Consider the following 24,929-nt stretch of genomic DNA (forward strand, 5'->3'; position numbering starts at 1 on the left):
GGAGGGGCGATGAAGCTTCCGGTGTTCGTTGACCCGCGCTATCACGACGCGGTGATCTTCGGCCTAGACGGCGTTGTGGCCGATACCGCCGAAACACCGGCTGACCGTTTGCCCCTGGCCGAGTCCACCGTCAAGTTGGTGCGCCAACTCAGGGCCGCCGATATCGCGACCGCGCTCGTCTCGTCGGGGGGCAATGGCAGCGCAGTCGCCCGGTCGGCAGCAGGCGACCTGTTCTCGATGTGCACTGATCCTTCCTCGACCCCGGCCCTCCAAGATTCTCAGGGCCGACACCGTGACGTCCTGCACCACGTGGCGCGAAGCCTCGGAGTAGCTCCGGCGCGCTGCGTCGTCGTCGACGACGACGTAGCGGGGGTGGCGGCGGGACGCGACGGCGGATTCGGACTGGTCGTCGGGGTGGACCCGGCCCGAGACGGTGCAGCGCTGCTTCGGGCCGGTGCCGATGTGGTGGTCGGCGATCTCGTCGAGGTGACGGTCCGCGACGGCTACCAACGCCTTTCCGCCACGGCCGACGCACTGCTGTCGTACAGCCAGATCGCACCCTTGGCCGACACCCGGCAACCAGCGGTACTCCTGGACTTCGACGGAACCATCTCCCAGATCGTCAACGATCCCGACGCGGCGACCCTGATCTCCGGAGCGGGTGAGATGTTGGCGTCCCTGGCCGCCAGCTGCCCGGTCGCGGTGATCAGCGGCCGGAGTCTGGACGACATCCGGTCGCGGGTCGGTGTTCCCGGCCTCTGGTACGCGGGCAGCCACGGATTCGAGCTCGTGGCCCCTGACGGCTCGCATCATCAGAATGAGGCTGGGGTACAAGCGATTCGCACGCTCGCCACTGCGACGGCAGAACTCCGTGAGCGGCTGACCGGTGTGGACGGGGTCATGATCGAGAACAAGCGGTTCTCGGTGGCCGTGCACTACCGCAACGTCAACCCCGAACAGGTTGACCGGGTGGTCGCCGCGGTACGGATAGTGGGGCAACACCACAAGTTTCGAATCGGCGGCGGGCGCAAGGTCATCGAACTCCGGCCCGACGTCGGATGGGACAAGGGTAAGACGCTGGAATGGATCCTCGATCAGGTCGACGGCTCGCGGCCGCTACTACCCATCTACATCGGTGACGATCTGACCGATGAAGATGCGTTCGACGCGGTGCGCCACAAGGGTATCGGCGTCGCGGTCCGCAGCGACGAATCGGGGGACAGGCGATCGGCGGCCCGGTTCACCCTGGAGGGGCCCGAGCACGTGTGTCGGTTCCTCGGCCGGCTCACCGACCAGTTGGCCGCAGAACGGGATACGGCCAATGATCCGTGGAAGTTGACGTTCGGCGGCTACGAAACAGCCGACGAGAAGCTGCGAGAAGCGCTGTGCACCATGGGTAACGGTTACATGGCCGTACGGGGCGCGGCACCGGAATGCGCTGCGGGGGAGTTCCACTACCCGGGGCTGTACGTCGCGGGTGTCTACAACCGCCTGACCGACGAGGTGGCGGGATCGGTGATCGACAACGAGAGCCTGGTGAACCTGCCGAACTGGCTGCCGGTGACCTTCCGCATCGACGACGGACCGTGGCTGGACATCGACGAGGTGGACGTCTCCTCGTACCTGGTCACGATCGACCTGCGCGGGGCAACGCTGTGGCGCGACTTCACGTTCACCGACCGGGCCGGGCGGACCACCCGGGTGTCGCAGAGCAGGTTCGTGGCCATGCACCTTCCCCACGCCGCCGCCGTCCAGACCACAGTGCGGGCCGACAACTGGTCCGGACGGCTCGAGTTTCGCACTCTGATCGACGGTGACGTCCAGAACCATGGAGTCGAGCGCTATCGCGAACTGTCGTCGCGCCACGTCAACGTCGTCCAAGCGCGCGAGATGTCCGAGGACTCAGTGTTGTTGGCGGTGCGGACCGTCGAATCGAATATCGAAGTCGCCATCGCAAAGCGCAGCACGGTGCGCGGCGAGAACGAAGGCCTCGAATCCGCCCGTCGCCTTGTCGACGATCCAATGCAGGTGGGACGTGAAATCGCCCTCGATGTCAGGGCGGGACAAGCGGTCACGCTCGAAGAGGTGGTGACGCTGTACACGAGCCGTGACCACGGAATCTCCGGTCCGGTTTCGGCCGCCGAACGTGAACTGCGCCGGATCGGTGGATACGCCGAACTCGAACGCGGACACCAACTGGCATGGGCGCACCTGTGGGAGCGATTCAACATCGAGATGGGTGCGGATGCGGACCTGCGTCGTATCGTGCGCCTGCACCAACTCCACCTGATGCAGACACTGTCTCCTTATACCGCCGACCTGGACGTCGGCGTCCCGGCTCGTGGGCTGCACGGTGAGGCATACCGGGGACACGTGTTCTGGGACGAGCTGTTCGTCTTCCCGGTGACGAACATGCGACTGCCCAAGGTCACCCGATCGCTGTTGATGTACCGCTACCGTCGCCTGCCCGAGGCTCGCCTGGCCGCCGCCGAGGCGGGTCATGCCGGTGCCATGTATCCGTGGCAGTCCGGAAGCGACGGACGTGAGGAAAGTCAACGGCTACACCTCAATCCCCGATCCGGCCGGTGGAACCCGGATGCGAGCGCTCGCGCTCACCACATCGGGCTTGCCATCGCCTACAACGTGTGGCAGCACTACGAGGTCACCGGCGACATCGGATTCCTGATCGACTACGGCGCCGAGATGCTCGCCGATATCGCGAGATTCTGGGTAAGCATGGCCGAATACGACCCGACCAGGCAACGCTATGTGATCTGCGGGGTCATCGGACCCGACGAATTCCATTCCGGTTATCCCGGAAGGGAATACGACGGGATCGACAACAACGCCTATACCAACGTCATGGCGGTCTGGGTGATCGTGAGGGCCCTGGAAGCCCTCGAACGGATCCCGCTGTATTACCGGCTCGCATTGCTGGAAACGCTCGGCATCAGCGACGCGGACCTCGCGCTCTGGGAAGATGTCAGCCGGCGGATGTTCGTGCCCTTCCACGACGGCGTGATCAGTCAATTCGAAGGCTACGAAAAACTCAAGGAACTCGACTGGGAGGGCTACCGCAGCCGGTACGACAACATGCAGCGGCTCGACCGCATCCTCGAGGCCGAGAACGACAGCGTCAACAACTATCGGGCATGCAAACAGGCCGATGCCCTCATGCTGTTCTATCTGCTGTCCGCCGACGAACTCTACGAGCTCTTCGACCGGCTCGGATACCGCTTCACTCCTGAGCAGATCCCGAGAACCATCGAGTACTACCGGGTGCGGACCTCGCACGGATCGACATTGAGCGCCGTCGTCCACGCGTGGGTATTGGCTCGGGGAAACCGGCATCAGGCGATGGAGTTCTTCCGGCAGGCGCTGGCTTCCGACATCGTCGACATCCAGCGCGGCACAACGGCCGAGGGCATCCACCTGGCCGCGATGGCGGGAAGCATCGACCTCCTGCAGCGGTGCTTCACCGGGCTGGAGATCCGGCGCGACCGCATCACGCTGGGGCCGTCGTGGCCGAAATCGCTTGGACACCTGGAGTTCACCTTCCGCTATCGGGGGCACCGGCTGCGACTGGGGGTCTTCGGCCGAAGCGCTACGCTGAGCGCCGAGCCCGGCGATGCCGCACCCGTGCTGGTGGAATGCCGTGGCGAGACGCACATCCTGCATGCCGGCGGCACCGTCGAATTCGACGAGCAACCGTCGGCGGCGAGCATGGCGTCTTCATCCAGCGTGGCCGGCTGTGCGTGACGGGTACGGTCACCCCATGCCCGAAGAGCCCCGGGCGGTTGCATTACCGCCCGATTTCGAGCCGACGGAGCACCGAGGGGCGCCCGAATCCTCTGCCGATGCCAAGCCGATGATCGTCACCCTGGCGATGAACCCGGCACTGGACGTGACCATCGATGCCGACATCGTGCGCCACACCGACAAGGTCCGGTGTGAAGGAGCCCGGTACGACCCGGGTGGCGGTGGTGTCAACGTGGCGCGCTTCGTCCGGGCTCTCGGCGAGTCGGTGACGGCGGTCTATCCCGCGGGAGGACCGACGGGCGCAATGGTTTCAGAACTGGTCGACCAAGCCGACGTCCCGGCACGACGCGTCCCGATCGCGAACGCCACGCGGGAGAGCTTCACGGTCAACGAACGCAGTACCGGAAACCAGTTCCGGTTCGTGTTCCCCGGCCCGCGCCTCGTCCCTGCCGAGCAGGATCGGTGCCTGGATGAGTTGGCATCGGCTGCGGCGTCGGCGGAATTCGTCGTCGCCAGCGGCAGTCTCCCACCTGGTGTGCCTGCGGACTTCTTCGAGCGGGTCGCAGGCCTCTGCCGAGAACTCGGTGTCCTGCTGATCCTCGACACGTGGGGCGGGGGACTGCGTCACGTGAAGTCGGGAGTGTTCGTGATGAAGCCCAGCGTGCGTGAACTCCGTGAATGCGTGGGACTTCCGCTCGAAACCGAATCCGAACAGCTGGCGGCCGCTCAGGGCCTCATCGAGCGCGGAGTCACACAGGCGGTCGTGGTTTCGCTGGGCGCGGAGGGAGCGCTGCTGGTGACACCTCATGACGGCTATCGATTCCCGCCCCTGCCCGTTCAGGCGGTCAGCAGCGTGGGGGCGGGTGATGCGATGGTCGCGGGTATGACGGTTGGCTTGACCCGCGCCTGGCCGCTCGTCGAGTCGGTGCGGTTCGGCATCGCCGCCGCCACCGCCAAGCTGCTGATGCCCGGAACGGCGGCCTGCACCCGCGCCGACGTCGAGCGGTTCTTCGAGGTAGTGCCCGAGCCCCTCCAGATCAGCGGTGAGAGCGAAGCGGTCCGCGACTGAATATCGGGGTGTTGTCCATCGCCGCGCGATGAATACCCCTGGCGTCAGCGGACATTCGCGCACCGGGGTAGCCGAGGCGCAGCCGGCTGTAGTCCGCGACGGTGGTGAAACCCGCCAAATGATGCCGTCGGCTCCGGCAGGTGCCCGCTCCCCGGAGCCGGCGTCACCGAGCTTGGTCGGTTTCGCGGGGACTTTCGTCTCTTCGCCGACCGCTACGCGGCTTGAAGCTTCACCACCAAGTTTGCGTGCGATCCACGCCGGACGCGTAGCATCGGCCCCTGCGGGATGGTGATCGTCGAACAGGAGCGGAACGGCAGAGCGGTGACCGACAGAGACCGGTCCGGGAGCGACGCCGGCGAGCGTCCGCTTCGGGAGACCTTGTCCCAGTTGCGACTTCGCGAGTTGCTCTCGGAAGTCCAGGACCGCGTCGAGGAGATCGTCGAAGGACGCGATCGCCTCGAGGGGTTACTCGACGCCATGCTCGTCGTGACGTCCGGGCTGGAACTGGACCGGACGCTCAAAACGATCGTTCACACCGCAATCGAGCTGGTCGACGCCCGTTATGGGGCGCTGGGCGTGCGCGGGCGTGGCCACGACCTCGTCGAGTTCGTCTACGAGGGCATCGATGACGAAACGCGGGCGGCGATCGGCCACCTGCCGGAGGGGCGCGGCGTCCTCGGGCTCCTGCTCGACGACCCGAAGACGATTCGGCTCGACAACATCGCGCACCACGCCGTGTCCGTTGGATTTCCGCCGAACCATCCCCCGATGGTCACCTTCCTCGGCGTGCCGATCCGAATCCGCGACGAGGTCTTCGGCAACCTCTACCTGACCGAGAAAGCGGGTGGCCAGCCGTTCAGCGAGGACGACGAGGTCCTCGTCCAGGCGCTCGCGGCGGCCGCCGGGATCGCCATCGAGAACGCCCGGCTCTACCAGCAGGCCAAGGACCGGCAGTCGTGGATCGAGGCCACCCGCGACATCGGCACCGAACTGCTGTCGGGCGCCGATCCGGCAAGGGTGTTCCGGTTGGTCGCCGAGAAATCACGTCAGCTCAGCGGAGCCACTCTGACCGCGGTGTTCGTTCCGGAGGACAGCGATTTGCCGCCGATGGAAGCGACCGAGCTCGTCGTCGCTGCAGCCGCGGGGGAGACCGCCCTGGATGTGGAGTCGGTTCCTGTCGTAGGCAGCCCTGTTGGCGAGGCGTTCACTGGGCGCACGCCGATGCGGTTCGACGGCCTGGGTCTCGGTGCGGGTGAAGGCGGAACGGCCCCCGCGCTCCTGTTACCGCTGCGCGCAGTCGATGACGTCGCGGGAGTTCTGGTTGCCCTCCGGCCTGTCGGGGCGCCGCCCTTCAGCGACGAGAACATGGACATGATGGCCGCGTTCGCCGATCAGGCGGCCTTGGCATGGCAGTCGGCGAGCACGCAACGGCAGATGCGAGAACTCGACATACTGACCGACCGGGACCGCATTGCCCGCGATCTGCACGACCATGTCATCCAGCGACTGTTCGCCGTCGGGCTGGCGTTGCAGGGGACGATCCCGCGGGCGCGCACCCCGGAGGTGCAGGAGCGGCTCACCGGCTGCGTCGACGACCTCCAGGAAGTCATCCAAGAGATCCGGACCGCGATCTTCGACCTGCACAACTCGCGACCGGGCGTCACCCTCCGACAGCGGCTCGACGAGGCGATCGATCAGTTCGCCGACCCGAACATGCGCACCACGACGAAATTCTCGGGTCCGCTGTCGGTCGTCAACGACAAACTCGCCGAGCACGCGGAAGCGGTGGTGCGCGAGGCGGTCAGCAACGCCGTGCGGCACGCGGACGCCACCGCGTTGCAGATCGGCGTGACCGTCGCAGACGATCTGCGTATCGAGGTCGTCGACAACGGTTGTGGTATCGCCGCCGACGTGAGGCCGAGCGGGTTGGCGAATCTGCGCGCCCGCGCCGAGGAGGTTGGTGGGCGGTTCATCGTCGAGGGCGCCGTCGGCGGCGGAACCATCCTGACGTGGTCCGCACCGCTGACCTGACGGTCGAATACCGCCTCTGAGCTGCGAAAATACAAAGTGCCCCCGGCAGGATTCGAACCTGCGACACCGGCTTTAGGAGAGCCGTGCTCTATCCCCTGAGCTACGAGGGCGGACCGCTGGGAGCTTACCGGCTGGCCGACCGCCGCGAATCAAACGTCACTGCCGGAGTCCGGCGTCGATTACGCTACTGTAAGTTCCGTAATTGCATGCGGCCGTCGCGGTCAGGAGGAGGTCTCGTGCGCAGTCGCTACGCGGGTACGCCGTTCACAACGCCCACCGCAGAGATCCAGCGGGCGCTCGAAGACGTCAGCGTCCCGACGCTGTTGCTCAGCCTCGTGCACATCACCGGTGACACCCGCTTCATCCGCGACTACGCCCAGGCCGGGTTGTTCCTCAACGAGGTCCAGGGCTTCATGTCCGAAGAGGACAAGGCCCGTGCGCGGGCCGAGGCGCTTGAGGTGATCACCGCCTACCGCGACCGCGGCTGCCCCGAACCCGTACCGCTGAGCGCGTCCGTCGTCAAACAGATGATGGATTGGGCCGCTTGCGAACCCGTCGGCGAGGAGTATCTGCCGCTTCTGACCGAGGAACTCGACCTCGACGGCGCCGATCCGCGCAAGCCCGAGCCCATCGATCCGGACGCGGCGGCAACGCTACCCGTGCTCGTCATCGGCTGCGGTGAGTCCGGACTGCTCGCTGCCATCCGGCTCAAGCAGGCCGGTCTGCCGTTCTCCGTGGTGGAGAAGAACGCCGGCCCCGGCGGAACCTGGTGGGAGAACAGCTATCCGGGGGCCCGTGTCGACGTAGCCAACCACTTCTACTGCTACAGCTTCGAACCCAGCAACAACTGGAGCCACTACTTCGCCGAGCAACCGGAGCTGCGGCAGTACTTCGTCGACGTGATGGACAAACACGGTATCAGCGAACACGTGCAGTGGGAGACCGAGGTGGTCTCGGCCGAATGGGACGACGCGTCGGGCACCTGGACCGTCGCCCTGCGCGCCAAGAACGGCCGTGTCTCGAGGGTCACCGTCCGCGCGATCATCAGCGCGGTCGGCCAACTCAACCGGCCGCAGGTGCCCGACATCGAGGGAGCGGACACGTTCGGCGGCCCCGCCTTTCACTCCGCCGCGTGGAACCACGGCGTCGACGTCACCGGCCGGCGTGTCGCGCTGATCGGCGCCGGGGCAAGCGGATTCCAGATCGCGCCCGCGATCGCCGACCGGGTCGAGCATCTCGACGTCTACCAGCGCACCGCCCAGTGGATGTTCCCGAATCCGATGTACCACAAGGAAGTCGGCGACGGCACCCGCTGGGCGATGGAACATCTGCCGTTCTACAGCCGCTGGTACCGCTTCCTGTTGTTGTGGCCGGGCGCCGACAAGGGTCTGGACGCCGCACGCGTCGATCCCGCCTATCAACAAGGCGATTACGCGGTTAGCGACATGAACGCCGCCGCGAGGATGATGTTCACCGACTGGATCACCACCCAGGTCGAGGGCGACGAAGAACTGCTCGCCAAGGTCCTGCCCGACTACCCCGCGACGGGTAAACGCACGCTGCAGGACGACGGCACCTGGTTGCACACCCTGCGCCGCGACAATGTCGAGTTGGTCCGAACGCCGATCGAGCGGATCACGCCGACGGGCGTGGTGACCGCCGACGGCCGCGAACGGCGCGCCGATGTCATCGTGTACGCCACGGGTTTTCGCGCCACCGAGGTGCTGTGGCCGCTGCGGATCACCGGCCGCGACGGCGACGGCAACCCGATCGATCTGCGCGACGTCTGGGGGGATCGGTCGTACGCGTACCGAGGGATCATGGTTCCGGGCTTCCCGAACTTCTTTCTCACCTACGGCCCCGGCACGCATCTGGCGCACGGCGGCAGCCTCATCTTCAACTCCGAATTGCAGATGCGCTACATCGGCCAGTGCCTGCGCGCCCTGGCCGACGGGGCGCACTCGATCGAACCGAAGGCCGACGCCACCGACGACTGGCGCCGCCGGTCACAGGAGGCGATCAAGCTGACGGTCTGGGCGCACCCGTCGATCAAGCATTCCTATTTCAAGAATGCCCGCGGCGAGATCCACACCGTCAGCCCGTGGAAGCTCTACGAGTACCACGACGCCGTGCGCGAACCGGAGTGGTCGGACTTCGTGGTGCGCTCGGCCGATACCGCTGCGGCGCAACCGTTATAGCTCGGCGATCACCTTGGCGAACGGCTCGGCATGCAGCTGCTGGACCGTGATGTAGCTGATGCCGTACGTCTCGCGGTAACCGCGCAGTGTGTCGGCGATCTCGCTCGTCGACCCCGACAGCACCGCGGGAGTCGCCAGCAGTTCCTCTTCTGACAGATGGGGCAGGAATCGTCGGGTGATCGACAGGTCGGGCTCACCCGAATCGTCGGTCGGCATGGCCGTGACGGCGAGGTTGAGCTCGAGGTCGTCGAACCGGTCGCCGGCCGCTTGGCGAACGAACGCGATCCGGTCGGCGAGCGGATCGCAGGTCGCGGTGATCGGGGCGCCGCCGGTCAGCCCGATGATGTCGGCGCGCTGCGCGGCCAGCGTCAACAGCTTGTCGCCGTTGCCCGCGATGAGGATCGGCACATCGGGTGCGTGCTCGGTCATGTGCTCGGTGACGTGGCGCAGCCAGTCCACGCGCTGGCCGGCCGTGGGATACGGCAGCTCGGCTTGTTCGAACTCCTCCTTGACGTAGCCGGCGCCCAGGCCGAGGTCGAAGCGCCCGCCGCTGAGGTCATGCAGCGTGGTCACCTCGCGCGCGAGCAGCGCGGGCCGGTAGAAGCCGGCGTTGAGCACGAACGTGCCCACGCGGAGCCGCGCGGTCGCCATCGCCATCGCCGTCATCATCGAGAACGGCGCGGTGGTGTAGAGGTGGTCGGCGACGTGGACGATGTCGTAGCCCATGTCCTCGGCGCGGCGCGCCCACTCCTGCACCGATTTCTGACGGCGCGCGGCCTGCAGTCCGACGCCGAACCGGAACGGTTTGGTCACGGATCGATCGTAGGAGGGTCGCAGGTCGACAAAGGATGTTTGGCGCACACACGCTCGGGGCAATAAATCTCACGCCGACTCCGACCCCCCGGAGTCCCACTAGCCGAAGGATTTGTTGCCCCGATCCGGCCCGTCGTGAACCATCCGACGGGCCGGATCAATATTTCTGCCCATGGCCACGCACCCCACGATCGGCGTCGAAGAAGAGTTCCTGCTCGTTGACCCCACGAGCGGGGAACCGGTCGCGCTCAACGAGGCCGTCGCCCGCGAGGCCGCCGGCCGTGGTGTGAAACTGCAACTCGAACTGACCACCTGCCAGGTCGAGACCACCAGCGAAGTGGTCGGCTCGACCCGCGAACTGCGCGACCAACTGCTGCGGCTGCGCCGGCTCTCCGCCGAGGCCGCGGACGCCGCCGGCGCACGGCTGCTGGCGGTCGGGCTGCCGCCCACGCTTCCGCGGGAGTTTCCGATCACCGACACCCCGCGGTACCGGGAGATCGGCGAGAAGTTCGGCATGATCGCTCACGAGCAGGGGATCTGCGGCTGCCACGTGCACGTGGCGGTGCCCAGCCGGGAAGCCGCGATCCGCGTCAGCAACCGCCTGCGACCATGGCTGCCCACCTTGCTGGCGTTGAGCGCGAACTCGGCGATCTACCGCAACTCCGACACCGGCTATGCCAGCTGGCGCAGCGTGCTGTGGGCGCGGTGGCCCAGTGCGGGCCCACCGCCGCACTTCGACTCCGTCGACGAGTACGACGCCGTCGTGTCGATGCTGCAACAGGCCGGCGCGATGCGTGACGACGGCATGGTCTATTGGGACGTGCGGCCGTCGAAGAACTTCCCGACGATCGAGGTGCGCGTCGCCGACGTGCCCGCGACGGTGGCCGAGACCGTGCTGCTGGCCGCGTTGACCCGGGCCGCGGTGATGACGGCGTTGCAGGACGAGCGGCGCGGCGAGCCGACGCCACCGCTCGCCGCGCATGCGCTCAAGGCCGCGTACTGGAAGTCCGCGCGCGACGGCCTCGACGGCGATGCGGTCGACCTGCTGGAGAGCCATCAGCGCGTGCCCGCCCGCGAGTTGCTGGACCGGCTCGTCGAGCACGTACGGCCCGCGCTCGAAGCCGTGGGTGACTACGACGTGGTGTTCGACGAGTTGCGCCGCGTCACCGAACAGGGCAACGGCGCCATCCGGCAGCGGCGGGCGTGGCAGCGCCGCCGGGACGTGCGCGATGTCCTGGCGGAGGCGGCCGAGGCGACGATGGCGGGCACCTAGGCCAGGGGGAGCTCGGCGAACGGCGCGCTGGTCGGCTCCGCCGAACCGCCCGGCGGTTCGATGGTGAAGGCCAGCGTGCTCGAGTCGCCGAGGTCGGGCAGCACGGCGGTGGTCGACGGGGCAACGGCCTGCGCGTCCATGGTGCCCGCGGGATGCGGGCCCTCGGCGTCGACGAGCCACATCTGGTAGACGGTGCCGGGTTGCGGCGGGGTGACGTTGTTCATCACCAGCACCCCGGCATCCTTCTCGCGGGAGAACACCACGGTTGCGGTGCCGCCGCCCGGAATCTCACCCGAGACGGTGCGCACATCGGGCGCTGCGAACACCTGCTCGGCGGTTGAGGGTGTGTCGGCCGGTCGCAGCGCGAGACCGACGCCCAGGGCGCCCGCGCCGACCACGACCACGGCGGCAGCGGCCAACGCGGCCTTCTGCCAGCGCGTCGGCCGCGGCCGCAACTGGCGTACCGGCTCGACTCGCCCGCCACCGACCTCGCCCAGCAGGCGCTCGCGAAGCTGCGGGGGCGGTTCGGTCGCGGTGGCCGCCGACACCACCGCCATGGCCTCGCGGACGTTGCGCACTTCCTCGGCGAACGCCTGCGCGACGGCGGGCGGAGCGGCCGCGAGGCGGCGGTCGACCCCCTCGCGTTCGGAGTCGGAGATCGCGTCCAGGGCGTAGGGCGCCGCGAGGGCGCCGAGGTCGGAATCCATGGGCTCGGTCATGCCATCCCCAAGCACTTGCGGAGACCGCGGAGGCCGTCGCGCATCCGCGATTTGATTGTGGCGAGATTCGCCGACAGTCGTTCGGAGACCTGGGCGTAGGTCAGCCCGTCGTAGTAGGCCAGCTGGATGCACTCGCGCTGGACGTCCGTGAGCGATCCCAGGCAGTTGGCGACCTGGCGGCGTTCGTCGCGCATGATCACCGAGTCGACGACGTGATCGGCGGGCGCTTCGACGGTGGTCGCGCCGTAGCGGTCCTCCCGCTGCGTCGCCGCCTGCTCGGACCGCACCCGGTCGACCGCGCGGCGGTGTGCGAGTGTCATCAGCCACGCCAGCGGGGAACCCGCCGAGGGGTCGTAACTTCCCGCGGTGCGCCACACCTGCAGGTAGACCTCCTGCGTCGTCTCCTCGCTGTACCCGGGATCGCGCAGCACCCGGGTCACCAGGCCGTACACCCGCGCACGGGTGCGATCGTAGAAGGTGGCGAATGCCTCGACGTCCTCCTCGGCAACCTGGCGAAGCAGTTCGTCGAGGTCCGTGGTCACCAGCGGTAGCCTAGCCACCTGCGTGGGCACCGTCATGAATATCGCGATCTGGCCACGTTGCCGGCGAAAGCCTCTGTCGGAGCGACAGTTTCGCCCACCACTTCGGTATCGCGCACCACGGGCACCCGCCGCAGCCACAGCGTGAGGTGCTGGAGCCGGTACTCCAGCGCGGTCATCAGCGGCGCGAGCGGGGCCTTCGCCTGCATCAGCAGCACCTCGGCGACGGCCGCGCGCCTGCGTGTGCCACGCACGGTGGCGATGAACGCCGGGCCGTTGCCGCGGTGCAGGGATACGGTCACGTTCACCTCGTCGTCGGGGTGCGGGGCGCGCACCAGGTAGTGGCCGTCGGCGCCGTTGAACGGCGACACCCGCAGCTTCTTCGGTGCCACCGACGTCCCGTCGGGGCTCGGCGGCAGCAGGTACGCATGCCGTTCACCGTGGCGGTTGTGCATCTCCATGACGATGTGGCGTACGACGCCCGCCGAGTCGTGGCACCAGTACAGCGTCACCGGGTTGAACGCGTAGCCGGCCACCCGGGCCTGCAGCAGCGCGGTGACCCGCCCGCCGCCCAGGTCGACGCCGCGGTCCCACAGGAACGCGTCGATGCGCTGCCGCAGCGAGTCCCCCGGCGCACCGTCGAGGTGGTCGCGGGCGTCGAAGCGCGCGAAGGGACGCAGCCACCACGGCACCCTGGGAAGCCGGTCGACGTCGACCAGCCAGCTGTATCCGTGATGCTCGAAATGGTGGTACACCGGCGCTCGACGCAGGTGCGCCGTCCGGGTGCGGTACAGGTACGAACCATCCACATAGCGGTATTCGGAGCCACACGCGAGGCGGATGGGTGCTCAGGTGGAGCGGAGTTCCCAGGAATGTGCGGTGGCGACGAGCCCGTGGATCAGTGCGGAGGTCGCGGGGGTCAGCCCGTCGTCACCCGGTAGCTGGCTGCGCGGGCTGATACCACGCACTCTCGGCGTCAACTCGAGTTGCGCACCGCCTCCGCGGACGCGGTTGACGGGATTGTCGGGGTGCAGCCCCCGTAGTTCCCGTGGGATCGCGTCGAGATCGGTGATGACTTGATAGCCGGGCACTTCGACCTGTTTGGCGAGGTGCTCGGCGAGTGCGCGGTTGCGGCCGCCGGCGAGCAACTGTGTGCTGCGACCGATGCGGCCGTACCCGTGCAGTGACACGGCGACGTCGACGTGGTCGAGGAACTCCGCGAGGCGCACGGACTCCCGCGCCAGGTACAGCGCCGAGGGCAGATGGTGCGGATAGTGGTCGGGATGGCGCACCGTGTACAGCGAGGCGCCCGCCGCGTCGGCGGCACGGTCGGCGATCACATCGGTCATCTGCTCGAGACCGCCGCCGTGGATGGCCAGAAAACCGAAGCGCGAGCGCAGGATTCGGTCTTCGACGATGCCTGGCTGCGCCAGGAGCTCTGAAAGCGACTGCGGGGCAGGGATATCCGAGTGGCCGGAGCGCCCGGGCCAGTGCGCTGGATCCCACCGCTTGAGGAAATCGACCCAGCGGGGTGGCAGGCCGTGGTGCAGGGCGCCGTCGATGATGCGCTCCAGGTAACCGGGCCGCGGCGGGCCCGGTTCGACGCGATGGTCGATGTACACCCATGCCTCGGCGGGCCCGTCGTCGGTGTGCACGGTGAGCCGGTCGCGGCGGTAACGCACTGGAACGCCTTCGGCGCTGTCGAGCACCGCCAGATCGCGGTCGTTGAGTTGCCACAGCACGCCGTGCACTTCGGAGCCGTGGAACGGTTCGACCGTGGCGACGCCGCGCTCGTTGATCAGCCAGTCGTGGTCGGTCAGCATCGCCGGCCGCGGGTGGGCCGCGTCGGGACACCGCAACGCCATCTGCGCGACGTTGAGGTTCGAGCCGTAGGCGAAGTAGGCGTGCATCAACCCGTCAGCGTCAGGTAGATCAACACCACGTTCAAAAGAGTAATCAGGCCGGCGATCACCCACCCGACAGCCGTCGTCACCCGGTGGTTGACGTCGGCGCCCATCAGAGTCCGGTCGCTGGTCAGCCGCACGAGCGGGATCAGCGCGAACGGTATCCCGAACGACAGCACCACCTGTGACAACACCAGCGCCCGGCTGGGATCCAGGCCGATCGCCAGAACCGCCAGCGCGGGCAACAGCGTGATGAGGCGGCGCAGCACCAGCGGAACGGAGCGGTGCAGCAGGCCCTGCATGATCATCGCTCCGGCGTACGCGCCCACTGACGACGACGCCAACCCCGAGGCGAGCAGGCCGATCGCGAACAGCAGCGCGATCGTCGGCCCCAGGGTCTCGCCCACCGCGGCGTGCGCGCCCTCGATCGAATCGGTGTTGTCCTGACCCCGCAGGTTCGTCGCGGCCACCAACACCATCGACAGGTTGACCGCGCCGGCGATCACCATCGCGATGCCGACGTCCCAGCGCGTGATCCTCAGCAGCAACCGCCGCATCGGCCCGGGTTCGGGGTGGCCGTGCCGGTCCCGGGCCAGCCCCGAATGCAGATACACCGCGTGCGGCATCACGGTCGCGCCCAGCATCGCCGCCGCGATCAGCACGCTCTCGGTGCCCGCGAATCTGGGCACCAGCCCCGCCGCCGCCTCGTCGAGCGGAGGAGGAGCGACGAACAGGCTGGCGAGGAAACCGACCGCGATGACCGCCAGCAGTCCGGTGATGACACGTTCGAACGAGTTCTGGCCGTGACGGTCCTTGACCATCAGCAACACCAGCGAGACGACGCCGGTGATGATGCCGCCGGTCAGCAGCGGGAGGTCGAACAGCAAGTACAGCGCGATCGCACCACCCACGACCTCAGCGAGATCGGTTGCCATCGCGACCATTTCGGCTTGCAGCCAGTAGGTCAGCCGGGTGCGGCGGCGCATCCGGCCACCGACCGCCTCCGGCAGCGACATGCCGGTCACCAGGCCGAGCTTGGCCGAGAGGTACTGCACGATGCAGGCCATCGCGTTGGCCGCCACGATCACCCAGATCAGCAGGAAGCCGAACTGGGCGCCGGCGCTGACGTTGGCGGCGACGTTGCCGGGGTCGACGTAGGCGATGGCAGCCACGAACGCCGGTCCGAGCAGCAGCCAGTTGCGGCGCGCCTTCACCTCGGTGCCCTGGCCCACCCCACCCCTTTCTATCCGGAACTGCGAATAGAAAAGTTAGGGTAGCCGAAACCCCGGGCGTCAGTGGCGGGTGGGGCTACTTGTGCCCGCCGCCGAGCCCGATGATGAGGCCGCCGCCCCATGGCCAGCCCCAGTACGGGCTGGTCTGCACCGACGGTGACGTGACGATCTGCGAGCTTCCGTTGGTCTGGCACTGCGTGGTGTTGGGGCCGATGCTGGTGCACTGCGGCGCGGCGCCGGCGACGGGTGCGACGAGTGTCAGCACACCGATGACGCCTGCCGCGAGAGTCGCTGTGAGATAACGAGATCGGGCCTTCATGATCGGCCTCCTCGGCCAGGGGCACTTCTGGTCAGCGGTCACGCCTGGAGCGAGCGCTGCGAAAACGTTGTGAGTCAGTCCCGCACGATCACGGGAAGAAGAAGCCGTCGCCCTCCCACATGCTGCCCCAAGGGCCGACATACTCCTGCTCGGCGGGAGTCGCGTTGATGGAGACGTTGCCCGGCGTCACGCACTCGGTGGTGGATCCGCCGATGGCCTGGGCGCCGCCGGTGTCGACGCACTGCGGCAGGGTGGGGTTCGGGTTCGGAGCCGGTTCGGCAACGGCCGGCGCGGCCGCAGCGAGCGCCGCGGCGATGCCGCCGGCAGCGATCACCGGTGCGAGATGACGAAGTGTGGTCCGCATAGGCACGTCCTCGATTCTGATCGACCCCCGGCTTTAACGCACAGCGTACAACCCTTTTCCGGTGATCAGCGGCAAGTCGAGTGTGGTGCGGATACCCGGCGGCGCGGCCACGACCGCGGGGATCGCGTTGACGACGCGGGCGGCCGTCGCGACGAGTCCGGCATGGTTGTGGTCACCGTTTGGGCTGCTCAGACACAGGTCGACCGTGTATGACGGTTCGCCGGTGATCTCGATGCGGTACGAGCCACCTTCCTGGGCGGGCTGCGGCCAGTCCGGGTGGAGGTCGTCGCGTAGCCGGGTGACATGTTCGAGCACGACGGCAACCTTGCCGTCCTTGATGCCCTGGACTTCGAAGCGCAGCGCCGCCGCGGTGCCCTTGGCGATGTGGCCCGAGGCGATGTCGAAATCCTCGGGAGCCGGTTCGCGCACATAGGTTTCGGACACCTTGTCGAGTTCGATGCCGAGTCCCGCCGCCAGCTGCCTCACCACCGATCCCCAGGCCAGGCTCAGGACACCGGGCTGCAACAGCATCGGGATCTCGTCGAGCGGCTTGCCGAAGCCCATCACGTCGAACATCACCGTTGCGCTGTCGTAGGTGTCGTAGTTGATGATCTCCATGCACCGGATCTGCTCGATGCTCTGACAGGTTCCGGCGAGCGCGAGCGGAAGCAGGTCGTTGGCGAAGCCGGGGTCGATGCCATTGACGAACACGCTCGATCCGCCCGTCTGCGTGGCTTCCTCGATCGGCTTGACGAGTTCGGAGGGCAGCACCTCCCACGGGTACTGCAGGAAAACCGCGCTGCTGCCGACGACGTTGACGCCGGCAGCCAGGATGCGTCGGTAGTCCTCGAGCGCCTCGGGCAGTCGGTTGTCGGCCATCGCGGTGTAGACCGCGCACTCGGGGTTGGTCGCCAAAACCGCGTCGAGGTCCGTCGTGGCGGTGATGCCCATCGAAATGCCAAGGCCGGCAAGCACACCCGCGTCCTCGCCGACCTTGGCCTCCGACGACACCCAGACGGCGGTGAGCTCGTACTGCGGATCGTTGATGAGTTGTGTCAGCGCGTGCCTGCCGACGTTGCCGGTGCCGACCGCGGCCACCTTGATCGTCATGGAAGTCCTCTCACAGATCCGGGATGGGCATGTCGAGATTGGGCACCGTCAGACCGCCGTCGACCTCCAGCGTCTTACCGGTCAGGTAGCTGCCCGCGGGCGAGGCCAGGTACACCGCCGCGGCGGCGATATCCTGCGGATCGCCGAGCCGGCGCATCGGGGTGGCCTGCTCCATCGGCTTACGCAGCTCGTCGTTGGAGGCCACGATGTCGAGCGCCGACGTGAGGATGGACCCCGGCGCGATCGCGTTGACCCGGATCCGCGGGCACAGGTCGAGTGCGGACAGGCGGGTGTAGTGGGCCAGCGCGGCTTTGGCCGTTCCGTAGGCGGCGAATCCCCGGCCGGACAGCCGTCCCATCGTGGAGGTGATGTTGATGATGCTGCCGCCGCCGGAGTGCTCGAGCATCAGCGGAACCGCTGCGGTGGTGAGCGCGTGCGCGGTGGTCACGTTGAAGGTGAACGCGTCGCGCAGGTCCTTGGTGGAGGTGTTCAGTAGCGCGTTGGGCATGGTGCCGCCGACGTTGTTGACGACGATGTCTAGTTTGCCGAACGCCTCTATTGCGGCGCCGGCCAATGTGGCGGTGTCGGCGGGGTGGGCGAGGTCGGCGACCACGATGTGCGCCTTGCGACCGACGCCCTCGATCTGCTCGGCGACTTCCTCGAGTTGGGACTGTGTGCGAGACGCGATCACCACGTCCGCACCGGCTTCGGCGAATGCGAGCGCCATCGCGGCACCCAGGCCGCGACCGGCGCCGGTGACCACAGCGACCTGATTGTCGAGCCGGAATCTGTCAAGAATCACGTTTCGAATCCTTCCCTCGCCGGCGAACCGTAACAGGGCGCGGCGCCGTGCGTGAGGGGTTTCTGAAACACGTTCTACTTTTCGCGAGACGTACAACAGGGTGGTGCTTCGACCGGTTGGCACGACCCTGTTGTACGTCTCGCGAGAATCAAGGGCGACGGCGACGAGCGGCTGGCGGCGACTGGCTATTTCTTGGCGGCGGACTTCTTCGCGGGAGACTTCTTGGCGGTCGATTTCTTGGCGGCCTTCTTGGCGGGTGTCTTCTTCGCGGCGGTCTTCTTGGCGGCGCTCTTCTTCGCGGGCGCCTTCTTGGCCGGCTTATCGTCGTCGTCGGAACTCTTTGAGCCGCCGCGACCCTCGCGTCGCGCCTTGACGCTGGCTTCGAGCTTGGCCAGTAGATCGGAGACGTCCTCGGTCTCGTCGAGTTCCTGCGGCTGCTCCTCGGTGGTGAACGCTTCGCCGCCTTCGAGTTTCGCTTGGATCAGCTCGCGCAACTGCTCCTGATAGTCGTCGTGGTAGCGGTCGGGGTTGAAGTCATCGGTCATCGAGTCGACGACCTGGGTGGCCATCTTGAGCTCGGCGGGCTTGATGTCGACTTCCTTGTCCAGCACCGGGAAATCGGGATCGCGGATCTCGTCGGGCCACAACAGCGTCTGGATCACCATGACGTCGCGCTTGCTGAAGTCCTGAACCCGAAGTGCCGCGAGCCGGGTCTTGTTGCGCAACGCGAAGTGCACGATCGCGACCCGGTCGGTCTCCTTGAGCGTCTTGGTCAACAACACATACGACTTCGACGATTTGCCCTCCGGCTCGAGAAAGTAGCTGCGGTCATACATCATCGGGTCGATGTCGGCGGCCGGGACGAACTCCAGCACCTCGATCTCGCGGCTGCGTTCCTCGGGCAACGTGGCGATGTCCTCGTCGGTGATGATCACCGTCTGGCCGTCGTCGGATTCGTAGGCCCGGGCGATGTCGCGGTACTCGACTTCCTCACCGTCGATTTCGCAGACGCGTTTGTACCGGATGCGCCCGTTGTCCTTCGCGTGCACCTGGTGGAACTTCACATCGTGGTCCTGCTGCGCGCTGTAGACCTTGACCGGGACGTTCACCAGGCCGAACGCGATCGAACCCTTCCATATGGAACGCATCAACCCAGTATGGCCGATTCCAGGGCCGCATCGCGGCTACGGCGATCGGGAAGGTCGGCGCCGGCGCGGGCGACCGTCAGCGCCGCCGACATCGCGGCGCTCCGTATGGCGGTCCGCAGGTCGGCCGTGCCGATCCGGGCCAGGTCACGGCGCTGCTGGGCGCCCAGCAGCCCCAACGTCCACAGTGCGTCGATCAGACCGCTCATGTACGCATCGCCCGCGCCCACGGTGTCGACGACGTCGACCTCGAACGCCGGCACTTGCACCAGACCTTGCGCACACAGTGCGAACGACCCCTGCCCGCCCATCGTCACCACGACGATCGACGGGCCCAGCGACAGCCACGTCTGTGCGATCTGCTCGGGCGGGCGGCCCGGATCGAGCCACCGCATGTCCTCATCGCTGGCCTTCACCACGTCGCAGCGCTCGATGAGTCGGTCGATGCGGGCGCGTGCGGCGTCGGCGTCCTCGATCAGCGCCGGCCGCATATTCGGATCGAACGTCACGGTGGCCGAGGGGTGGTAGGTGTCGACCAGTGCGGCGGTGGCAAGGCATCCAGGTTCGAGCACCGCGGCGATCGAACCGGTGTGCATCACCAGCGGCGGCCCGGCTTCGGGTGTGCCGGTCAGTTGCCACTCGATGTCGAACTCGTACTGTGCCGAGCCCTGCTCGTCGAGCGTGGCCAACGCCGTCGGGGTTCGGGTAGCATTCGTACTTCCCGTAACCAGTTGCACCCCAGCATCTTTGACATAGTCGACAATGCGCCGACCACGCTCGTCGTCGCCGATGTGGGTGAGAAAGTCGACGCCGCGGCCCAGGCGGGCCAGTCCGACCGCCACGTTGAGCGGGCTCCCGCCGACGTGTTCACCCGTGACGCGCCCGCCTTGCTCGACGACGTCGATCAAAGCCTCGCCGATCACCAGGGCCCTCATGGCGCCTCCTCCCGGGAATCTGCCTCGCGCGTCATCCGAACGCGGGCCGGCAGAGCCGTTGTTGGAAGCTCGAGGAAGGCTGAACCTCTTGTGTGACAACACTTTAAAGCAATCGACGAAGCTTCTTAGAGAATTCTTCGGAGATACGTCGCCAAGTCCTTAGAGTTCGCTCATATGTTCGATTGTATGAACTCCGAAGCGGTGCGAGCAGCGGTTGCCACGCTGCGCGCCGCGTTCGACGAACTGGCCGCGCTGCCCATCGACACGCTCGCGCCGACGGATTTGGTCGGCGTGCTCGACGAGCTCGAAACCCTCACCTGCCAGATGCCTGCGCAGAGCCACCGCCTGCTGGCGCGCTTGCAGGCCGAGAAGACCGCCAAGGAGATGGGCGCCAAGTCGTGGTGCGACGTTCTGTCTATCCGGTGGCGTATCTCTGCCAGCGAGGCGCGCCGCCGACTCCTTGAGGCAGCATTGTTGGCGCCACGGCGCACACTGACCGGAGAACCACTCGAGCCGGTACTGCCAGCGACCGCGATCGCCCAGGCGCACGGGTTCATCAACCGTGAACACGTCAAGGTGGTACGGGAGGCGATGGGCCGCATTCCGGCAGCGGTCGATTCCCTCACCCGCGCGCAGATCGAAGTCGACCTGGCCCGCTGCGCCGCCGGCGTTGGCCCAAAGGTATTGAAGGACAACGCCGACCGCATCCTGTTCCTGCTCGACCAGGACGGCCCCGAACCCGACGACAGGGAGCGTGCACGGCGCCGCGGGTTGTGGAAGGGGCCGCAGGGTCCCGACAAGATGATTCCGGTGAGGGCCACGCTGACTCCCGAAGCATGGGCGATATTCGAGGCCGTCTTCGCCAAGTGGGCCGCGCCGGGTATGTGCAACCCCGACGACGAGAATCCCTGTGTCTCCGGTACACCGACACAAGAGCAGATCGACCAGGACCACCGTAGTCTGGCTCAACGTCAGCACGATGCGTTGATCGCGATAGGGCGCAGCGTGCTGGAAAGCGGTGAATTGGGTCAGCACAACGGGTTACCGACTTCGGTCATCGTCCGCACCACCTTGGGAGAACTCGAGAGGCTTGCGGGCATTAGCGTCACCGGCGGCGGCACGGTCATCCCCATCGCCGATGTCATCCGCATGGGCGCCCACGCCAACCACTACCTGGCGGTGTTCGACAAGGCCACCGGATCGGCGCTGGACTTGTTCCGAGCCCGCCGCGTGGCCTCGCCGGCCCAGCGAATCGTGCTCATCGCCCGCGACGGCGGCTGTACGAAGCCGGGGTGCACCGTGGCGGCGTACGGGTGCCAGGTTCATCACGCCGCCTGCGACTGGGGCAACGACGGGCAAACCAACGTCGACGAACTCGGCTTGGCGTGTGGGCCCGACAACCGCATGGTCGGCCCCGACGGCTGGACCACCCGGGTCAACGACATCAACGATGTCGAGTGGATACCGCCCCCCCACCTCGACACCGGACAAGCCCGTGTCAACGACTTCCACCGTCCGGAACGACTACACCGTCCACCGGACGAAGACCCCGATGTGCCGGAAGTTGACGCTGAGGACCCGAGTTCGGCTTCGGCCAGCAGCGAGACACACGGGCCGGAACCCGATGCGGCCTGATGTAGCGGCGCCGCGACTGCTCGACCTCTCGGACGAGCAGTCACCCCACGACTTGTGGATTCCCCGGGTCCAGGCCGTCGGCCAGGTTCGGGTCGAGTCCACTGGGCGAGTGGGTGAACTCCTGGTGCGCCGGCGGGCGGCAGTTGTTGTCCATCGGCGTCTGGTCACCCGAGCAGTAGGGCACGAGATCCTGCGGATCCCCCGCGGCCTGCGGTGCCGCCAGCAGGGCGGCGGCCGCGATCAGCGCCGCTTGCAGACCCGCCGCCGCGACCAGCACCGCCGAGGAGATTCTCGCCACGGGTTCAACGTAGCAGCGGGTATACGTTCACACTGTGGATCGATTCGGCCGGGTGAAGCTGACGAACCCGGACAAGGTGCTGTACCCGGCGACGGGCGATCGGCCGAAGGCCGTCACAAAAGGTCAAGTGTTCGACTACTACGTCGGCATCGCCGAAGCCATGATCCCCCATATCGCGGGCCGCGCCGTGACCCGCAAGCGCTGGCCCAACGGCGTCGAGGAACCGTCGTTCTTCGAGAAACAACTCGCCTCGTCGGCACCGGACTGGCTGGAGCGCGCGTCGGTCACCCACCGCTCAGGGACGACGACCTATCCGCTGATCAACACCGCCGAGGGCCTGGCCTGGATCGCGCAGCAGGCCGCACTCGAAGTGCACGTCCCGCAGTGGCGGTTTGTCTCCACGGACGACGGCCCGCCGACGCCCGGTCCCGCGACCCGCATCGTCTTCGACCTCGACCCCGGGGAGGGGGTGTCCTTCCGCCATCTCTGCGAGGTCGCCCACGAGGTCCGCGGCCTCATCACCGACATCGGGTTGACCACCTTCCCGCTCACCAGCGGTAGCAAAGGACTGCACCTGTACGTCCCGCTCGAGGAGCCGATCAGCTCCCAGGGTGCATCGGTGCTCGCGCGGCGGATCGCACAACAGCTCGAGAAGACGATGCCCAAACGGGTGACCGCGACGATGACCAAGAGCGTGCGCACCGGCAAGGTCTTCGTCGACTGGAGCCAGAACAACGGCGCCAAGACGACGATCGCGCCGTATTCGCTTCGCGGACGCGAACATCCGACCGTTGCCGCACCGCGCACCTGGGACGAGATCGAAGACCCCAAGCTGCGACACCTGAACTTCGACGAGGTGCTCGACCGGGTGCAGGAGATGGGGGACCTGCTGGCGCCGCTCGACGAGGCCGTGCCCGTACCGGACCGGCTGACTACCTATCGCAGCATGCGCGACGCGTCGAAAACCCCCGAGCCGGTGCCGAACAAGCCGCCGAAGACCGGGAACAACGACAAGTTCGTCATCCAGGAACACCACGCCCGCAGATTGCACTACGACCTGCGGCTCGAACGCGACGGTGTGCTCGTGAGCTGGGCGGTGCCCAAGAACCTGCCCGACACCCCGTCGGTCAACCACCTCGCCGTGCACACCGAGGACCATCCGCTGGAGTACCTGACCTTCCACGGTGAGATCCCCAAGGGGGAGTACGGCGGAGGCAAGATGATCATCTGGGACACCGGCACCTACGAGGCAGAGAAGTTCAACGACGTGCCGCCCGATAGCACCAAAGAGGGCGGCGAGGTCATCATCAACCTTCGCGGCGAGAAGGTCGACGGCCGCTACGCGTTGATCCAGACCGATGGCAAGAACTGGCTCGCGCATCGCATGAAGGACCAGAAGCGCCCGCACGCAGGCGATCTCGCGCCGATGCTGTCGACCGAGGGCTCGGTCGCCAGGCTCAAGGCGAGCCAGTGGGCGTTCGAGGGCAAATGGGACGGCTACCGGGTGATCGTCGACGCGGACCGGGGCAGGCTCACGGTCCGCTCCCGGCGTGGCCGTGACGTGACCGGTGAATTTCCCCAATTCGAGGCGGTGGCGGCCGATCTCGCCGACCACCATGTCATCCTCGACGGCGAGGCGGTCGCCCTCGACGAGTCCGGTGTGCCCAGCTTCTCGGAGATGCAGAACCGCGCGCGCTCCACCCGGGTGGAGTTTTGGGCGTTCGACATCCTGCACCTCGACGGTCGCTCGCTGTTACGCGCCAAGTATTCCGACCGGCGCCGAATACTCGAGGCACTGGCCGAGGGCGGCGGATTGATCGTGCCCGACCAGTTGCCCGGCGACGGCCCCGAGGCGATGGAGTACGCGCGCAAGATGCGCTGGGAGGGCGTGGTCGCGAAGAAGCGCGACTCGACCTATCAGCCGGGCCGGCGGTCGAAGGCCTGGATCAAGGACAAAGTTTGGAACACACAGGAAGTCGTGATCGCAGGCTGGCGACAGGGTGAAGGCGGACGCTCGAGCGGCATCGGCTCGCTGATGCTCGGCATTCCGGCCGACGGAGGTCTGCAGTTCGTCGGGCGCGTCGGAACCGGTTTCACCGACAAGGCGCTCGCCGAGCTCAAGAAGACCCTGAAACCGCTGGAGACCGACGAGAGCCCGTTCAACGAGCGACTGCCCCGTCAGGACGCCAAGGGTGTGACCTTCGTGCGGCCCGAACTCGTCGGCGAGGTGCGTTACAGCGAGCGGACGTCGGACAACCGTCTGCGCCAACCGAGTTGGCGTGGTCTGCGGCCCGACAAGGTCCCGGACGAGGTCACCTGGGAGTAGGCGCCCGCAGCGCTTCCTGCATACCCCGGGTCGCGAGCACGTCGGCCAGTTCGTTGTCGGCGACCCCCGAGTGGCCCTTCACCCAGAACCACTCGACTTGATGTGGCGCGCAGGCCAATTGCAGCCTCTTCCAGAGGTCGACGTTCTTCACCGGTTGTTTGGCGGCGGTCAGCCAGCCGTTGCGCTCCCAGCCGAGCACCCACTTCGTGATGCCGTTGCGGACATAGGTGCTGTCGGTGTACAGGTGCACGACGACGGGCCGGGTGAGCGCCTCGAGCGCCATGATCGGCGCAGTCAGCTCCATCCGGTTGTTGCTCGTCTGCGCCTCGCCCCCGCACATCTCGCGGACGTGCGCACGCTGACGCAGCACGGCGCCCCAGCCGCCGGGGCCCGGATTGGGCCGGCAGCCGCCGTCGGTGTGGATGACGACCGGGTCCTTCCTCACCCGCCGAGGATAA

General features: G+C 67.2%; 21 protein-coding genes, 1 tRNA gene and 1 pseudogene. 7 read left to right on the forward strand and 16 right to left on the reverse strand.

Going from position 1 to position 24,929, the window contains the following annotated elements; all coding sequences use genetic code 11:
• Positions 1-9 precede the first annotated feature (9 nt).
• Together otsB and RMCN_RS29620 are read left to right on the forward strand one after the other, a co-directional pair.
• Positions 10-3,759 (forward strand): trehalose-phosphatase, encoded by a 3,750-nt coding sequence (gene otsB / locus RMCN_RS29615; RefSeq protein ID WP_067396717.1) that lies wholly within the window; start codon positions 10-12, stop codon positions 3,757-3,759.
• A gap of 109 nt (positions 3,760-3,868) precedes the next feature.
• Positions 3,869-4,828 carry a 1-phosphofructokinase family hexose kinase gene (locus tag RMCN_RS29620; protein WP_067396719.1) on the forward strand — a complete coding sequence of 320 codons (960 nt, stop codon included), beginning with the start codon at positions 3,869-3,871 and terminating at the stop codon, positions 4,826-4,828.
• 1 nt (position 4,829) lies between these two features.
• Here the strand turns inward: RMCN_RS29620 and RMCN_RS31745 are convergent.
• Positions 4,830-4,999: pseudogene (locus RMCN_RS31745) on the reverse strand (3-oxoacyl-ACP synthase); the annotation flags it as partial.
• A gap of 114 nt (positions 5,000-5,113) precedes the next feature.
• On the opposite strand from RMCN_RS31745, the gene RMCN_RS29630 reads away from it, so the two are divergent.
• A complete protein-coding gene (locus RMCN_RS29630; protein ID WP_165604497.1) occupies positions 5,114-6,859 on the forward strand; it encodes a GAF domain-containing sensor histidine kinase in 1,746 nt (581 codons plus the stop codon).
• Positions 6,860-6,896: 37 nt separating this feature from the next.
• Here the strand turns inward: RMCN_RS29630 and RMCN_RS29635 are convergent.
• Positions 6,897-6,969: transfer RNA gene (locus tag RMCN_RS29635), tRNA-Arg, on the reverse strand.
• A gap of 126 nt (positions 6,970-7,095) precedes the next feature.
• On the opposite strand from RMCN_RS29635, the gene RMCN_RS29640 reads away from it, so the two are divergent.
• Positions 7,096-9,057: a flavin-containing monooxygenase gene (locus RMCN_RS29640; RefSeq protein ID WP_067396721.1), complete on the forward strand. Its 1,962-nt coding sequence runs from the start codon at positions 7,096-7,098 to the stop codon at positions 9,055-9,057.
• On the opposite strand, the gene RMCN_RS29645 is transcribed toward RMCN_RS29640, so the two are convergent.
• A complete protein-coding gene (locus RMCN_RS29645; RefSeq protein WP_067396723.1) occupies positions 9,052-9,870 on the reverse strand; it encodes a TIGR03621 family F420-dependent LLM class oxidoreductase in 819 nt (272 codons plus the stop codon). The genes RMCN_RS29640 and RMCN_RS29645 overlap by 6 nt on opposite strands.
• 172 nt (positions 9,871-10,042) lie before the next feature.
• On the opposite strand from RMCN_RS29645, the gene RMCN_RS29650 reads away from it, so the two are divergent.
• Positions 10,043-11,143: a glutamate--cysteine ligase 2 gene (locus RMCN_RS29650; protein ID WP_067396725.1), complete on the forward strand. Its 1,101-nt coding sequence runs from the start codon at positions 10,043-10,045 to the stop codon at positions 11,141-11,143.
• On the opposite strand, the gene RMCN_RS29655 is transcribed toward RMCN_RS29650, so the two are convergent.
• The 11 genes from RMCN_RS29655 to RMCN_RS29705 form a co-directional block, all read right to left on the reverse strand.
• Positions 11,140-11,862, reverse strand: coding sequence for an anti-sigma factor (locus RMCN_RS29655; protein ID WP_067396727.1), 723 nt, complete (start codon positions 11,860-11,862; stop codon positions 11,140-11,142). The genes RMCN_RS29650 and RMCN_RS29655 overlap by 4 nt on opposite strands.
• Positions 11,859-12,440, reverse strand: coding sequence for a sigma-70 family RNA polymerase sigma factor (locus tag RMCN_RS29660; RefSeq protein WP_067396729.1), 582 nt, complete (start codon positions 12,438-12,440; stop codon positions 11,859-11,861). The genes RMCN_RS29655 and RMCN_RS29660 overlap by 4 nt, the downstream gene beginning before the upstream one ends.
• Positions 12,437-13,210 carry a DUF1365 domain-containing protein gene (locus RMCN_RS29665; protein WP_067396731.1) on the reverse strand — a complete coding sequence of 258 codons (774 nt, stop codon included), beginning with the start codon at positions 13,208-13,210 and terminating at the stop codon, positions 12,437-12,439. Before RMCN_RS29665 ends, RMCN_RS29660 begins: the two co-directional genes overlap by 4 nt.
• 39 nt (positions 13,211-13,249) lie before the next feature.
• On the reverse strand, positions 13,250-14,311 hold the full coding sequence (locus RMCN_RS29670) for a poly-gamma-glutamate hydrolase family protein (protein WP_067396733.1): 1,062 nt from the start codon (positions 14,309-14,311) through the stop codon (positions 13,250-13,252).
• A complete protein-coding gene (locus RMCN_RS29675; RefSeq protein ID WP_067396735.1) occupies positions 14,311-15,537 on the reverse strand; it encodes an Nramp family divalent metal transporter in 1,227 nt (408 codons plus the stop codon). Before RMCN_RS29675 ends, RMCN_RS29670 begins: the two co-directional genes overlap by 1 nt.
• 76 nt (positions 15,538-15,613) lie before the next feature.
• Positions 15,614-15,856 (reverse strand): hypothetical protein, encoded by a 243-nt coding sequence (locus tag RMCN_RS29680; protein ID WP_067396738.1) that lies wholly within the window; start codon positions 15,854-15,856, stop codon positions 15,614-15,616.
• 88 nt (positions 15,857-15,944) lie between these two features.
• Positions 15,945-16,220, reverse strand: coding sequence for a hypothetical protein (locus tag RMCN_RS29685; protein ID WP_067396740.1), 276 nt, complete (start codon positions 16,218-16,220; stop codon positions 15,945-15,947).
• A 33-nt stretch (positions 16,221-16,253) separates the two neighbouring features.
• A complete protein-coding gene (locus RMCN_RS29690) occupies positions 16,254-17,330 on the reverse strand; it encodes an NAD(P)H-dependent amine dehydrogenase family protein (RefSeq protein WP_067396741.1) in 1,077 nt (358 codons plus the stop codon).
• A 10-nt stretch (positions 17,331-17,340) separates the two neighbouring features.
• A complete protein-coding gene (locus RMCN_RS29695) occupies positions 17,341-18,132 on the reverse strand; it encodes an SDR family oxidoreductase (RefSeq protein ID WP_067396743.1) in 792 nt (263 codons plus the stop codon).
• Between the two features lie 185 nt (positions 18,133-18,317).
• Positions 18,318-19,280: a non-homologous end joining protein Ku gene (gene ku, locus RMCN_RS29700; protein WP_067396745.1), complete on the reverse strand. Its 963-nt coding sequence runs from the start codon at positions 19,278-19,280 to the stop codon at positions 18,318-18,320.
• Positions 19,280-20,212: a carbohydrate kinase family protein gene (locus RMCN_RS29705; RefSeq protein ID WP_067396747.1), complete on the reverse strand. Its 933-nt coding sequence runs from the start codon at positions 20,210-20,212 to the stop codon at positions 19,280-19,282. The genes ku and RMCN_RS29705 overlap by 1 nt, the downstream gene beginning before the upstream one ends.
• 186 nt (positions 20,213-20,398) lie before the next feature.
• On the opposite strand from RMCN_RS29705, the gene RMCN_RS29710 reads away from it, so the two are divergent.
• Positions 20,399-21,847, forward strand: coding sequence for an HNH endonuclease signature motif containing protein (locus RMCN_RS29710; RefSeq protein WP_409366081.1), 1,449 nt, complete (start codon positions 20,399-20,401; stop codon positions 21,845-21,847).
• A 40-nt stretch (positions 21,848-21,887) separates the two neighbouring features.
• Here the strand turns inward: RMCN_RS29710 and RMCN_RS29715 are convergent, their stop codons facing one another.
• A complete protein-coding gene (locus RMCN_RS29715; RefSeq protein WP_308206375.1) occupies positions 21,888-22,145 on the reverse strand; it encodes a hypothetical protein in 258 nt (85 codons plus the stop codon).
• Between the two features lie 34 nt (positions 22,146-22,179).
• On the opposite strand from RMCN_RS29715, the gene RMCN_RS29720 reads away from it, so the two are divergent.
• On the forward strand, positions 22,180-24,471 hold the full coding sequence (locus tag RMCN_RS29720; protein ID WP_067396751.1) for an ATP-dependent DNA ligase: 2,292 nt from the start codon (positions 22,180-22,182) through the stop codon (positions 24,469-24,471).
• On the opposite strand, the gene rnhA is transcribed toward RMCN_RS29720, so the two are convergent.
• Positions 24,458-24,916 carry a ribonuclease HI gene (gene rnhA, locus RMCN_RS29725; RefSeq protein WP_067396754.1) on the reverse strand — a complete coding sequence of 153 codons (459 nt, stop codon included), beginning with the start codon at positions 24,914-24,916 and terminating at the stop codon, positions 24,458-24,460. The two genes, RMCN_RS29720 and rnhA, sit on opposite strands and share 14 nt — an antisense overlap.
• Positions 24,917-24,929: the final 13 nt, after the last annotated feature.

It is taken from the genome of Mycolicibacterium novocastrense (assembly GCF_001570485.1).
Lineage (GTDB): Bacteria > Actinomycetota > Actinomycetes > Mycobacteriales > Mycobacteriaceae > Mycobacterium > Mycobacterium novocastrense.

What these genes read in the sequence shown, in the direction of transcription:
- RMCN_RS29650 (WP_067396725.1), top strand. Translation starts at nt 10,043, where the DNA reads ATGGCCACGCACCCCACGATCGGCGTCGAAGAAGAGTTCCTGCTCGTT.
- RMCN_RS29680 (WP_067396738.1), bottom strand. Translation starts at nt 15,856, where the DNA reads ATGAAGGCCCGATCTCGTTATCTCACAGCGACTCTCGCGGCAGGCGTC.
- RMCN_RS29620 (WP_067396719.1), top strand. Translation starts at nt 3,869, where the DNA reads ATGATCGTCACCCTGGCGATGAACCCGGCACTGGACGTGACCATCGAT.
- RMCN_RS29630 (WP_165604497.1), top strand. Translation starts at nt 5,114, where the DNA reads ATGGTGATCGTCGAACAGGAGCGGAACGGCAGAGCGGTGACCGACAGA.
- RMCN_RS29685 (WP_067396740.1), bottom strand. Translation starts at nt 16,220, where the DNA reads ATGCGGACCACACTTCGTCATCTCGCACCGGTGATCGCTGCCGGCGGC.
- RMCN_RS29705 (WP_067396747.1), bottom strand. Translation starts at nt 20,212, where the DNA reads ATGAGGGCCCTGGTGATCGGCGAGGCTTTGATCGACGTCGTCGAGCAA.
- RMCN_RS29655 (WP_067396727.1), bottom strand. Translation starts at nt 11,862, where the DNA reads ATGACCGAGCCCATGGATTCCGACCTCGGCGCCCTCGCGGCGCCCTAC.
- RMCN_RS29710 (WP_409366081.1), top strand. Translation starts at nt 20,399, where the DNA reads ATGAACTCCGAAGCGGTGCGAGCAGCGGTTGCCACGCTGCGCGCCGCG.
- otsB (WP_067396717.1), top strand. Translation starts at nt 10, where the DNA reads ATGAAGCTTCCGGTGTTCGTTGACCCGCGCTATCACGACGCGGTGATC.
- ku (WP_067396745.1), bottom strand. Translation starts at nt 19,280, where the DNA reads ATGCGTTCCATATGGAAGGGTTCGATCGCGTTCGGCCTGGTGAACGTC.
- RMCN_RS29690 (WP_067396741.1), bottom strand. Translation starts at nt 17,330, where the DNA reads ATGACGATCAAGGTGGCCGCGGTCGGCACCGGCAACGTCGGCAGGCAC.
- RMCN_RS29660 (WP_067396729.1), bottom strand. Translation starts at nt 12,440, where the DNA reads ATGACGGTGCCCACGCAGGTGGCTAGGCTACCGCTGGTGACCACGGAC.
- RMCN_RS29670 (WP_067396733.1), bottom strand. Translation starts at nt 14,311, where the DNA reads ATGCACGCCTACTTCGCCTACGGCTCGAACCTCAACGTCGCGCAGATG.